The sequence below is a fragment of the Mycobacterium sp. IDUB_17 genome (assembly GCF_055419465.1).
Genome location: NZ_JBVAXS010000007.1, coordinates 79,854 through 92,193, shown reverse-complemented (window position 1 = coordinate 92,193; position 12,340 = coordinate 79,854). Strand labels below are relative to the sequence as shown.

General features: G+C 67.6%; 11 protein-coding genes. 7 read left to right on the top strand and 4 right to left on the bottom strand.

Annotation, left to right across the window (positions count from 1 at the left end):
• Window positions 1-99: 99 nt before the first annotated feature.
• From lpqS to ACZYZ7_RS26225, 3 genes are all read left to right on the top strand, one after another.
• Window positions 100-492, top strand: a complete 393-nt coding sequence (gene lpqS, locus ACZYZ7_RS26235; RefSeq protein WP_450069823.1) for a putative copper homeostasis (lipo)protein LpqS — start codon at window positions 100-102, stop codon at window positions 490-492.
• 99 nt (window positions 493-591) lie between these two features.
• Window positions 592-1,680: a PLP-dependent cysteine synthase family protein gene (locus ACZYZ7_RS26230; protein WP_450069822.1), complete on the top strand. Its 1,089-nt coding sequence runs from the start codon at window positions 592-594 to the stop codon at window positions 1,678-1,680.
• Entirely contained in the window at window positions 1,677-2,939 is a 1,263-nt protein-coding gene (locus tag ACZYZ7_RS26225) for an MFS transporter (RefSeq protein WP_450069821.1), read from the top strand. Before ACZYZ7_RS26230 ends, ACZYZ7_RS26225 begins: the two co-directional genes overlap by 4 nt.
• Here ACZYZ7_RS26225 and ACZYZ7_RS26220 read toward each other — a convergent pair.
• Window positions 2,920-3,789 carry an AIM24 family protein gene (locus ACZYZ7_RS26220; protein ID WP_450069820.1) on the bottom strand — a complete coding sequence of 290 codons (870 nt, stop codon included), beginning with the start codon at window positions 3,787-3,789 and terminating at the stop codon, window positions 2,920-2,922. The two genes, ACZYZ7_RS26225 and ACZYZ7_RS26220, sit on opposite strands and share 20 nt — an antisense overlap.
• Before the next feature lie 118 nt (window positions 3,790-3,907).
• On the opposite strand from ACZYZ7_RS26220, the gene ACZYZ7_RS26215 reads away from it, so the two are divergent.
• The 3 genes from ACZYZ7_RS26215 (at window position 3,908) to ACZYZ7_RS26205 (ending at window position 5,785) form a co-directional block, all read left to right on the top strand.
• Window positions 3,908-4,936, top strand: a complete 1,029-nt coding sequence (locus ACZYZ7_RS26215) for a zinc-binding dehydrogenase (RefSeq protein WP_463742181.1) — start codon at window positions 3,908-3,910, stop codon at window positions 4,934-4,936.
• Between the two features lie 28 nt (window positions 4,937-4,964).
• The gene (locus ACZYZ7_RS26210) at window positions 4,965-5,168 is read left to right on the top strand and encodes a hypothetical protein (protein ID WP_135457139.1); all 204 of its coding nucleotides are present in this window, start codon (window positions 4,965-4,967) and stop codon (window positions 5,166-5,168) included.
• A gap of 77 nt (window positions 5,169-5,245) precedes the next feature.
• Window positions 5,246-5,785, top strand: coding sequence for a hypothetical protein (locus ACZYZ7_RS26205; RefSeq protein ID WP_135457137.1), 540 nt, complete (start codon window positions 5,246-5,248; stop codon window positions 5,783-5,785).
• Here ACZYZ7_RS26205 and ACZYZ7_RS26200 read toward each other — a convergent pair.
• The 3 genes from ACZYZ7_RS26200 to ACZYZ7_RS26190 are packed head-to-tail and all read right to left on the bottom strand — an operon-like array spanning window position 5,782 to window position 11,618.
• Window positions 5,782-7,947, bottom strand: coding sequence for a molybdopterin-containing oxidoreductase family protein (locus tag ACZYZ7_RS26200; RefSeq protein ID WP_463742180.1), 2,166 nt, complete (start codon window positions 7,945-7,947; stop codon window positions 5,782-5,784). The two genes, ACZYZ7_RS26205 and ACZYZ7_RS26200, sit on opposite strands and share 4 nt — an antisense overlap.
• 36 nt (window positions 7,948-7,983) lie before the next feature.
• Window positions 7,984-9,876 (bottom strand): ABC transporter ATP-binding protein, encoded by a 1,893-nt coding sequence (locus ACZYZ7_RS26195; RefSeq protein ID WP_463742179.1) that lies wholly within the window; start codon window positions 9,874-9,876, stop codon window positions 7,984-7,986.
• Complete coding sequence (locus ACZYZ7_RS26190; protein ID WP_463742178.1) at window positions 9,873-11,618, bottom strand: ABC transporter ATP-binding protein; 1,746 nt, start codon at window positions 11,616-11,618, stop codon at window positions 9,873-9,875. Before ACZYZ7_RS26190 ends, ACZYZ7_RS26195 begins: the two co-directional genes overlap by 4 nt.
• 147 nt (window positions 11,619-11,765) lie before the next feature.
• On the opposite strand from ACZYZ7_RS26190, the gene ACZYZ7_RS26185 reads away from it, so the two are divergent.
• Entirely contained in the window at window positions 11,766-12,329 is a 564-nt protein-coding gene (locus tag ACZYZ7_RS26185; RefSeq protein WP_135460202.1) for a DUF3558 domain-containing protein, read from the top strand.
• Window positions 12,330-12,340: the final 11 nt, after the last annotated feature.

Sequence of the window (12,340 nt, the reverse complement as noted above, 5' to 3'; positions counted from 1 at the left end):
CGCTGATCAATCACAGGCTGGATTCGATTCACGCACAACCGGAATCGTGGGTATCGCGCGGTTACAGTTGGAAACATCGTGATATCGCGCAGCTCTCGCATGCACTCACTGTCACGGCTGGCAGCCATGATGGCGATTGTCTTGTGGGCCGGGGTACTCACCGGGCAGTGGCAGGCGACGAGCCACGACCACCCGACGCATCTGCCGCACGCGGTCTCGGCAGCGATCGGCGAGGGCGCCGATCTGATGATGCTGGACCACCCGCACGTCAGTGATGGTTCGCCTGCACACATGCCGGATGACTTCACCGCCGCCGTTCTGCCCAGGCCCTCCGTTACCCCCGCAGCGCTTTCGGTTGTGGCGCTCGTCCTCGGCTGTGCGGTGGTGTGCGCGTGCGCCGCGGTGCGCGCGCAGCGAGGTCCGCCCGACCGACACGGTGTCCTCCTCGCCGGACAGGAACTTCTGACCCGGATCTGTATCGCACGCCGCTGATCTGCCGGCGGGGGTGCCGGCGCTCAATGCGCCGTTGCCCCAACGCTGTCCAGGTCAGTTGCCGCGCGCGGCCGCGGCGGATACAGAAACGGCAAATCCATGAACCATGCCCTGTCCACCCGTTCATTCCACATCCTGCGCCGAAACCATGGTCCCAACACCATGGTCGGTCACACTCCCACCCTGTGGGTGTCCACTCCGTTCGCCGACGCCGGGCGCGGATTCTGGGCGAAACTCGAAGGTTTCAACCCCGGCGGCATGAAGGACCGGCCCGCCATGCACATGGTCGAGCAGGCCCGGGCCCGCGGCGATCTGAAACCAGGTGGCCGCATCATCGAATCAACCAGTGGCACATTGGGCCTGGGGCTGGCATTCGCCGGCACGATCTACCACCACCCGGTGACCCTGGTGACCGATCCGGGTCTGGAACCCATCATCGAGCGCATGTTGACCGCCTACGGTGCCCAGGTATCGATGGTGACCGAACCGCATCCCACCGGGGGCTGGCAGCAGGCCCGGCGGGACCGGGTGGCCGACCTGCTCGCAACCGATGAAAACGCCTGGTACCCGGACCAGTACAACAACCCGGACAACGTCGAGGCCTACCGGCCGCTGGCGCTGGAACTCAATGCCCAGATCGGTCATGTCGACGTGCTGGTCTGCTCTGTCGGCACCGGCGGGCATTCGGCCGGGGTGGCGCGGGTGCTGCGGGAGTTCAACCCGGATCTGCGCCTGATTGGGGTCGACACCATCGGCTCGACGATCTTCGGCCAACCCGCCGCGACCCGCGTCATGCGGGGCCTCGGTTCGAGTATCTATCCCCGCAACGTGGATTACGCCGCGTTCGACGAGGTGCACTGGGTCGCACCGGCCGACGCGGTGTGGGCCGCCCGGACGCTGGCGTCGACGTACTACGCGAGTGGGGGCTGGAGCGTCGGGGCGGTCGGTCTGGTCGCCGGCTGGGCAGCCCGAAACCACCCGGCCGGCACCACGATTGCCGCGGTGTTCCCCGACGGCCCGCAGCGCTACTTCGACACGGTGTACAACGACGACTACTGCCGTGAACTGGGTCTGCTCGATCACCAACCTGCCGATGAACCGGAGACGATCGCCAACCACACCGACCGCGTGGTGCAAACCTGGACCCGCTGCGAGACGGTCGTCGACCCCACGGTGGTGGCTCGATGAGCGGACTCATCACTCAGTTCCGCAGTTTCGACCTGCCGAGCCGGCTGCTGATGGTCAACCAGTTCGGCATCAATCTCGGCTTCTACATGTTGATGCCGTACCTGGCCGGCTACCTCGCCGGGCCGCTCGGTCTGGCGGCGTGGGCGGTGGGCCTGGTGCTGGGAGTGCGCAACTTCTCGCAGCAGGGCATGTTCATCGTCGGCGGCACCCTGGCCGACCGGCTGGGCTACAAGCCGCTGATCGTCGCCGGGTGTCTGTTGCGCACTGCGGGGTTCGGTCTGCTCGTCGTCGCGGATTCCCTGCCGGCGATGCTGATCGCCTCGGCGGCAACAGGTTTCGCCGGGGCACTGTTCAATCCCGCGGTGCGGGCCTATCTGGCCGCCGACGCCGGTGACCGGCGGCTCGAGGCCTTCGCCACGTTCAATGTGTTCTACCAGGCCGGGATCCTGCTGGGCCCGCTGGTGGGAATGGCGTTGCTGGCCTTCGATTTCCGGGTGACCGCCGCTGCAGCGGCCGGAGTCTTCGCGGTGCTGACCGTGGCCCAGCTGCTCGCACTGCCGCGGCACCGCCCCGAACCGGTCACCGAGCGGAGTTCGGTACTCGACGACTGGCGCAGCGTCATCGCCAACCGCGGGTTCGTGTTGTTCGCGGTGGCGATGATCGGCTCCTACGTGCTGTCCTTCCAGGTCTATCTGGCGTTGCCGCTACAGGCTGCGGCGCTGCGGCCCGGGAACGAAACGGCACTGGTGGCAGCCGTGTTCGTGGTGTCCGGCCTGATCGCGGTGGGCGGCCAGTTGCGCATCACGCGGTGGTTCTCCGACCGCTGGGGCCCGCGCCGCAGCCTGGTGGTGGGTCTGCTGGTGCTGGCGGCGGCCTTCGTCCCGATGGCCGTGGTGCCGGACGGCGACCGGTTCGGTAGCGCCGCCGCGGTGGCCGCACTGCTCGGCTCGTCCGCGCTACTGGCCCTCGGCTCGGCCGCGGTGTTCCCGTTCGAGATGGACACCGTTGTAGCGCTGTCGGGCGATCGGCTGGTGGCCACCCACTACGGGTTCTACAACACCGTCGTCGGAGTCGGGATCCTGCTGGGCAACGTGGCGACCGGCTCGCTGATCGGCGCGGCGCGCGCCGCGGACCTGGCCGAATTGGTGTGGCTGGGCCTCACGGCAATCGGGCTGGTATCCGCGGCCGCGCTCTACGCGCTGACTCGGGACGGCGGGAAGCTGGCGCCCAGCGCACCGCTTACTGCATCGGAACCGTGACACCCTCCGAGGGCTGCACGATCACGAAGCCGTTGCCGTGGAACGCGACCTGAATGGCCTCGCCGGAGCCCCTGCCGATCAGCGCGCCCGCCTTGAAGCTGGTCTTGAGTTGGGTCTGCAGGTCCGCCGACCACGCCACGACGGCATTGGTGTCGGCGAAGGTCGGGGCCTCGGAGGCGTTGAGCACCACGGGCGGGCCGTCGGTGGTCAGCGCCACCCACCCGGTGCCGCGCAGGGTGGTGTTGAACAGGCCGCCGGTGGCGATGCTGCCGCCACGGACCCGTTCGATGTTCCAGTCCAAGCTCGATGAGAAGGCCAGCACGTTCTTGCCGCTGATCGACAGGCCTGAGTTGGACAGCTGCAGCAGGTGTACGTCGAAACCCTGATCGGCCAGGAACACATCGCCCTGGCCCTGGCAGCGCATCAGCGGAAGGCCTTCACCCGTGAGAGCTTTCTTGATGAACTTCGACGCGCCACCACCCTCGAAGGCGAAGTCGACGTTGCCCTGGTAGGCGACCATCGAGCCCTGCCGGGCCATGAAGGGTTCGCCGAGGCGTACCCGCAGCATCTTCTTGTTCTGGTTGGCGATCGGCGTCGCCTCTTTCTCGCTGAACCGCCCGTCGACGAGATCCCCGCTGATGCCGTTGAACCCGTCACCCGTGGGTTGGGTCTGAACCTGGGGCTGTGGCTGTTGCGGGGCCTGCTGTGGGGCAGCGCCCATCGGCGCCTTGCCGGCCTGACCCTGATGGGACACCTGGTCGGTCCAGGATTGCCCATCCCACCACCGGTATTCGTAGCGGCCCTCGGGGTCGGGCAGCCAGCCGGGTTGCCAGTTTCCGTTCACAGTCATTCCTCGAATCGTCGGGTGGAGGCGAAATCGACACCAGGCTACAAGTCGTGGATCTCAGCAAGTACCGTGACGACTACGGTAACTTCGTCCAGATGTCCGGCGAGAGGTTCGGTGGTTGATGAAAGCCGTTATCGCGCAGCGTGGTTCGGTGAGCGTCGAGGACGTCGTCGAGCCGGTACCCGGCCATGGGCAGGTACTCGTAGCCCCTCTGGCCTGCGGGATCTGTGGGTCCGACCTGCACCTGGTCGAGTCACAGGCCGCGATGCCGGACCTGGTGCCGGCCATCGTGCTCGGGCACGAGTTCGTCGGTGAGGTGCTCGACTACGGTCCCGGCACCGAACGCATCGTCCCGATCGGTACGGCGGTCACGTCCGTCCCCTACCTGGACACCGGCGACGGGCCGCAGCTGTTGGGGCTCTCCCCGGGGGTGACGGGCGGGCTGGCCGAACGCCTTGTTCTGCAAGAGAAGCGCCTGGTCCCGGTGACGGGCGATGTCCCCGTGCACTACGCGGCCTTGGCAGAACCTCTGGCGGTGGGTGTGCACGCCGTTGCCGCGGCCGACTTGCAGCCCGGAGACGCCGTGCTCGTCGTCGGTTGTGGGCCGGTGGGGCTGTCGGTCATCGCCTGCCTCAAGGCGGCCGGGGTGGGGCCCGTCGTCGCGGCGGATTTCTCGCCCGGCCGCCGTGCCCTGGCTGAGCAGATCGGCGCCGATATTGTCATCGATCCCGCGGTGACCAGCCCGTACCAGAGCTGGGCCGAGCTGGCCGGTACCCCGGTGCCCATGTCTCCGCTGATGGATACGCCGCAGCGAGCCAATACGGTGGTGTTCGAATGTGTCGGAGTACCAGGCATTCTCGCGACCGTGATGGAATCGGTGCCGCCGCAGACCCGGATCGTGGTGGTCGGGGTGTGTATGCAACCGGACACCATCACACCCGTAATCGGCACCACCAAGGAACTCTCGATCCGTTTCGTCTTCGCCTACCGCCCCGACGAGTTCGCCAGGGCCCTGGACTGGATCGTCAGCGGCACGGTGGACGTGGCGCCGTTCGTGACGGCGACGCTGCCGCTGGATTCGGCCACCGATGCCTTCGCGGAACTCCGGCAGCCTGACAAACACTGCAAGATTCTGCTGCTGCCCACCTGAGCGGCCGGTCAGCTGGCATTCTGGTGCCATGGCAAAGGAAATCGACCCGATCCGCGCCCAGGGTGCGCTCGCGGTCTTCAAGCAGCACCCCGGCATGGTGCTGTTCGCGGTGTCGCCGGCGATCGTGGTGCTGGGCGCCGTGTGGTGGATAGCCGGTCCAGGGTGGGCGGGGCTGCTGCTGGTGGCCCTCGTGCTCGCCGGCGGCGCCGCACTGCTGCTCAAGCGCAACTGACCGCTTAGCCGCAAAAACCGCGTTCGCCGTGGGTGAACGCTGTCCCATCTGCGGTGTAACGGTGTAATCATGTAATCATGTACAAACATCAACACCATCGCCGGTCTGCAGATGAGGCCGCCGAATGGTTCGCGGGGCGACTGCCCGATACCTGGTTCACCGGCGACCCGACCGTGATCGTCGACCGTGAAGAGATCACCGTCATCGGCCGGCTTCCCGATGCCACAGACAATCCAGAAGGCGAGACCGCTGCCCGCGCGTCCGGGCGGGCAGCCCGGTTCCGCGAGGAGACTCGTGGCGAGCGCATGCGCATCGCCGACGAGGCGCAGGGCCGTTTCGATCGCAAGGTCTCCTGGGGTGTCGAGGTCAGTGCCGGCGACGGCGGCACCGAGCGAATCCTGTTCACCCACATCGCCGTACCGGTGATGACCCGGCTCAAGCAGCCCGAGCGGCAGGTGCTCGACACCCTGGTCGACGCGGGCGTGGCGCGGTCGCGCTCGGACGCGCTGGCCTGGTCGGTGCGCCTGGTCGGTCAGCACACCGAGGAGTGGCTGGACAAGCTGCGCGACGCCATGAAGACGGTCGACGATCTGCGCTCCGAAGGCCCCGGCGCCTAGACCCGCTCGATCCCGACGTACACCGAGCCCAGCGTCGAGGTCTGCGAGAGCGGATCGATCGATGTGCGGTCGGCCAGCAGATTGCGGTTGACCCCGTAGGAGTCCGGTGCGCTGCCGTGTCGCGGGTCGAATACCCGTGAGCCCCAGCCATGGTCGAGCACGACGACCCCGCGGCGGGGCCGGTCGCTGAGGGAGGCCGTCACTTCCAAGCGCCCGACCGGCGAGACCACCCGCACCCGGTCGCCGGCCGCGATGCCCAGCGCTGCGGCGTCGTCGGGGTGGACGAGCACCTCGTTGCCCTTGCCTGCCGGATGCAGGCCCGGCAATTCGTTGAGCCACGAGTTCATCGAGTGCCGTCGGCGCCGGTTGCCCAGCAGGAACGGGAAACCCTCGGGCGCCCCGAGATCCGGTGTGGCGAGCAGTTCACGGGTCCGCGTCACGAACTCTGCCGGCGCCGCACGGACCTTGTGGTCCGGCGTCCGCAACGCCTCGCGGAACCGGCCGAACTGCCGGGGCCCGAGCACCAGGCCGTGCGGGTGCGCTTTGAGCTCGCGCCAGGTGAGCTTGTGCCCGTCGAACTTCCGTGAGGTGAGGATGATCAGGCGGTCCATCCACTGCGGCCCGAACGACAACCCGGGCCGCCCGAAGCGCTTTCCCAGCCACCGGGTAGCGCGGACAAAACTGTTGAGACCTCTGGCGCCGAACAGCGGACGGCGCATGGCCAGCGCCAGATCGGTGAATATCCGCCATTCCTCGCGGGCACCGTCCGGCGGCTCGACAGCCTTCACGCCGTACTGCACATAGGGCTCGTCGTGCATGCCGCTGGTGAAGGCCAGCAGATCATCGCGTTCCAGCCAGTGCACCGCGGGCAACAGCCAGTGCGCATGCCGGTGACTCTCGCGCTGCACCAGATCGATGGCCACCAGGAGATCCAGCTGGGCCAGGGCCTCGTCGAGGCTGGCCCCGTCGGGTCCGGAGACCACGGGGTTACCGGAGTTGATCACCAATGCCCGGATCTGACCGCGACCGGGTGTGGTGATCTCGTCGGGCAGTTCGGCCAGCGCGTGGGCGCCGGCCACCAGATCCCGCCCGGCCAGCCGGCTCGTGTGCGGGCGGGTCGCCGCCAGCCCGGCCAGTCGCAGCGTGTCGACATAGCCGGGCTCGAAGCGGCGTCCACCCGGACGGTCCATCCGCCCGGTGATCAGGTTGAGCACGTGCCCCAGCCATTCGGCCACCGTGCCCGCGGCCTGCAGCGACACGCCGGTGCGCGTGATGGCCATCGCCCCTGGCGCCGAGGCGAATTCGCGGGCCACCTGCTCGATGACGTCGCGGGCGATGTCGCACCGCGCGGCCAGGTCGTCGAGGTCGGCTTCGGTGGTCAGGGCGCGCAGATTGCCCACCCCGGTGGCCAGCTCGGCGCAATCGCCGCGGTGCTCGCGCCCCTCGTCGAGGATCACCTTGACCATCGCCAGCAGTAGCGCCCAGTCCTGGCCGGGGCGTACCGCCAGATGCAGATCGGCGGCCTGCGCGCTCTCGGTACGGATCGGGTCGACCACGACGATGCGCGCACCCTGCTTCTGGCGAGCCAGCGCGCGACGCCAGCCGCCCGGTACCGATTCCACCCAATTCCAGGCGCTCACAGCGGGATTGGCCCCGACGATCAGGAAGTAATCGCAGTTGTCGACATCGGACACCGGCACCATCAGTGGCGATCCGTACATGGCCTCGGCCACCACGTGCAGCGCGTTCTGGTCCACCGATCCGACCGCGTACCGGTTGTGCGTGCCGATGGCGTCCAGCCAGGCGTTCATGAACACCAGGTTCGACGACGAATATCCGGCCGGATTGCCGTAGTAGGCCGCCACCGCATCTGGGCCCCCGGCCTCGATGATGCGGTTCATCCGCTGCGCGATGTCGCTGATCGCCTCGTCCCAGCTCGCCTTGACATAGGTGTCACCGACCCGGCGCATCGGCGCGATGATGCGCCGCGGGTGTTCCACGACCTGACCGGCGGTGCGGCCCTTGGCGCAGAAATCTCCCCAGGTGTGCGGGTTGAGCTTGTCGGCGGCGATCTTGACCACGTGGTTGTCCTCGACCGTCACCTCGAGGCCGCACGAGGCCAGGCAGTACCGGCAGAACGTGTGCACGGTACCGGTCGCCATTACACCGACACTACGGTTTGTAACGGATTTCGGGCGCTAAACCCGGGTCATTTCCCAGTACCGGCCATGCCGCGACATGAGCTCCTCGTGGGTACCGCGTTCGATGATCCGGCCGGCGTCCATCACCAGGATCAGGTCCGCATCGCGGATCGTCGAAAGCCGGTGGGCGATGATGAAACTCGTCCGGTCCCGGCGCAACTCGGCCATCGCCTGCTGGATCAGCAGTTCGGTGCGGGTGTCCACCGCGCTGGTCGCCTCGTCGAGCACCAGCACCCGCGGCCGGGCGAGCACCGCCCGCGCGATCGTGATGAGCTGCTTCTCGCCGGCACTGATGGCGCCGCCGTCGTCGTCGACGCGGGTGGCGTAGCCATTCGGGAGGGTGTGTACGAACCGGTCCACATAGGCCGCCCTGGCCGCCTCGCGTACCTCATCCTCGGTCGCGTCCGGTCGGCCGTAGGCGATGTTGTCGTAGATGGTGCCGCCGAACAGCCAGGTGTCCTGCAGCACCATGCCGATCGAGGACCGTAGCGACTGCCGGCTGACCGTCGAGATGTCCACGCCGTCGATCAGGATCCGGCCGGAGTCGACGTCGTAGAACCGCATGAGCAGGTTCACGCATGTCGTCTTCCCTGCACCGGTGGGGCCGACGATCGCCACGGTGCTGCCGGCTTCGGCCACCAGCGACAGGTCCTCGATCACCGGGGTGTCCGGGAGGTAGCTGAAATTCACCCGGTCGAATTCGACGCGGCCCGTGTGGATCTGCAGCGGGGGATCCGGGTCGGGCGACTGTTCCTCGGCGTCGAGCAGGTCGAAAACACGTTCGGCACTGGCGATCCCGGACTGCAGCGTGTTGTACATCCCGGCCACCTGGCCGAGCGGCTGGTTGAACTGGCGCACGTACTGGACGAATGCCTGGATGCTGCCCAGGGTGATCTGCCCTCCCGCCACCTGCAGGCCGCCGACCACCGCGACGGCCACATAGCTGAGATTGCCGATGAACATGGTCGCCGGCCCCACCAGGCCCGAGAAGAACTGCGCCCCGATGCTGGATCGGTAGACCTCTTCGTTGAGTTCGTCGAACCGCCGTTGCGCTGCCTCCCGGTGCCCGAATGTCTTGACGATGGTGAAACCGCTGTAGGTCTCTTCGATGTGGGCGGCCAGTCGCCCGGTGTTACGCCACTGCGCCACGAACAGCGGCTGAGAGCGGCGGGTGATCCAGTGGATCACCCACAGCGACAGCGGCACGGTGATGACGGTCAGCAGCGCCAGCAGCGGCGAGATGGTCAGCATCATCGCGAGCACCGCGAACACTGTCAGCAGTGCGGTCAGCAGCTGGCTGACTGTCATGGACACCGAGGTCTGAATGTTGTCGATGTCGTTGGTGACCCGGCTGAGTACCTCGCCGCGCTGCCGGGAATCGAAGTAAGACAGCGGAAGCCGATGCAGTTTGTCCTCGACCTCGGCCCGCAGCGCCACCATGGTGCGTTGCACGGTGACGTTCAGCAACCGGGCCTGCAACCAAACCAGCACGGCGGCAAGCACATACAGGCCCAGCGCCAACGCGAGGGTGCGGGCCACCGCAGCGAAGTCCACCCCGTGACCTGGGACCACGTTCATGCCCGACAGCAGGTCGGCGAACGTGGTGTCGCCGCGGGCCCGGGCCGCCGCGATGGCCTGCTCCTTGGTCTGCCCCGCGGGTAGCCCGCGCCCGATCACGCCGTTGAACAGCAGGTCCGTGGCGTGGCCGAGAATCCGCGGGCCGATCACCCCGATCGCGACACCGGCCACGCCGAGCAGCACCACCGAGATCGCCAGACCGCGTTGCGGCACCAGGCGTCTGAGCAGACGCAGGGCCGACCCGCGGAAGTCGCGGGTGCGTTGGGGAGGTGCGACGGGCGTCCCCGAGCGACGCAGCACGGGCCCCGTCATCGCCGGTCTCCGGCGGTGATCGCCTGCGATGCGGCGAACTCGGCGTAGGTGGGGCAGTCGGCGAGCAGTGACTCATGGGTGCCGATGCCGACGACGCGGCCGTCCTCCACCACGACCACCTGATCGGCCTCGACCACCGTCGAGATCCGTTGCGACACGATCACGACGGTCGCGTCGGCCGATACCTCGCGCAGGGCGGCGCGTACCCGGGCATCGGTGTGCACGTCGAGTGCCGAGAACGCGTCGTCGAACAGATAGACCGCGGGCCTTCGGATCACCGCCCGGGCGATCGCGAGCCGCTGGCGCTGGCCACCGGAGAAGTTGATGCCGCCCTGGGCCACCGGGCGCTGCAGTCCGTCGGGGTGAGCGGCAACGAAGTCGTCGGCCGCCGCGATCCGCAGCGCCTCCCACATTTGTTCGTCGGTGAGTTCCTGCCCCGGTGCCGCGCCGTAGCGCAGGTTCTCGGCGACGGTCCCGGAGAACAGGTAGCCGCGCTGGGGGACCAGGCCGATCGACGCCCACAGCTGTTCGAGGTCGAGTTCTCGGACGTCGAGGCCGTCGATGCGGACCGCCCCGGAGGTGACGTCGTAGAACCGGCAGATCATGGCGAGCAGGGTGGACTTGCCCGAGCCGGTGGACCCTACGACCGCGGTGGTGGTACCGCGCCGGACATGCAACGAAACCTGCTGCAGCACCGGGCGATCGGCGCCGGGGTAGCTGAACGATGCGTCGTCGAAGGCGATCTCGCCGGTGAGAGTTCGCGGTCGGACCGGATCGTGCGGGCTGGTGATCTGGGGACGGGTGGACAGCACGCCGGTGACGCGCTCGGCGCACACCGATGCGCGCGGGATCATCACCGCCAGCACCGCCGCCATCAACACGGCCATCAGGATCTGCATGAAGTAGGCCAGGAACGCGATCAGTGAGCCCACCTGCATGTGCCCGGCATCGATGCGCAGCCCGCCGAACCAGATCAGTGCGACGCTGGAGATGTTCATGACCAGGGTGGTGGCCGGCAGCATCAGCGCCTGCCACCGCCCGGCGTCCAGTGCGGTGGCCGAAAGGGCCTGGCTGGCCTCGGTGAACCGGCGCTGTTCGACGGGTTCGCGGGCGAACGCCCGGATCACCCGGATGCCCGACAGCTGATCGCGCAACACGCGGTTGATCCCGTCGATCAGCCGTTGCATGCGACGGAAGATCGGCCACAGGTGGCGGATGATCCAGTAGTTGGTCAATGCCAGCACCGGCACGCTGACGAGCAGCAGCCACGACAACCCGGCGTCCTGGTGCAGCGCCATGAGGATGCCGCCGACCGACATGATCGGAGCGGTGATCAGGATCGTGGCGGTCATCTGCAGCAGCTGCTGGATCTGCCCGACGTCGTTGGTGGTTCGGGTCAGCAGCGATGGGGCGCCGAAGCGGCCGGTCTCCTCGGCCGAGAACGTGGTGACATGGTGGAAGATCGCCGAACGCAGATCGCGGCCGAAGCTCATGGCTGCCCGCGACCCGAAGAACACCGCGCCGATGGCGCATGCCACCTGTAGACCGGTGACGCCCAGCATCACTCCGCCGAGCTCGACGATGTGCCCGGTGTCGCCCGTGGCCACCCCGTCGTCGATGATGGCCGCGTTGACCGTCGGCAGGTACAGCGAGGCCAGGGTGCTGATCACCTGAAGTGTCGCGACGACCGCGAGCAGCCGCCGGTACGGCCGCACGTACTGTCGCAGCAGCGCCCAGAGCATCTGGCTACTCTCGCACACCGGCGCGGTGTCGTCGGTGTCCAGCCGCCGTCGTGTCCTTGCTGGTGAAAGTCCAGGTCAGTCGGCATGTCGGGATAGGGCATAGGTGTTGCCGCTACAGTGCATGGCGTGACTGTCCGCACGGCCGCCATGCCACGATTCGCCCACGCCAGAGCCTTCGCGGTGTTGGCTGCGGCAATGGTTCCGGTGTTCGCCGCCTGCTCGTCCGGCGAGCCGGCATCCCCGCAGGTTCCGCAGACCGAGTCGCCGAGTGCCGGTGGAACGGGCAAGCACGGCCCGCACTTTCCGCATTGCGGTGGCGTGACCGACCAGACGGTGACCGAGTTGACCCAGGTGCAGGGGCTGGTCAACACCGCGACCAATTCCTCGGGCTGCCAGTGGCTGCAGGGCGGCAGCATCCTGGGACCGCACTTCTCCTTCACCTGGTTCCGGGGCAGCCCGATCGGCCGCGAACGCAAGACCGAGGAGCTGTCGCGGACCAGCGTGGAGGACATCAACATCGAGGGCCACGGCGGTTTCATCGCCGTCGGGGAGAACCCGCTCAAGGCCGGTGACGTGAACCTGTGTGAGATCGGCATCCAGTTCGACGACGATTTCATCGAATGGTCCGTGAGCTTCGATCAGAAGCCCTATCCCGATCCGTGCGAGGTCGCCAAGGAGCTGACCCGCCAGTCGATTGTGAATTCCAAATGATGACGCGACTT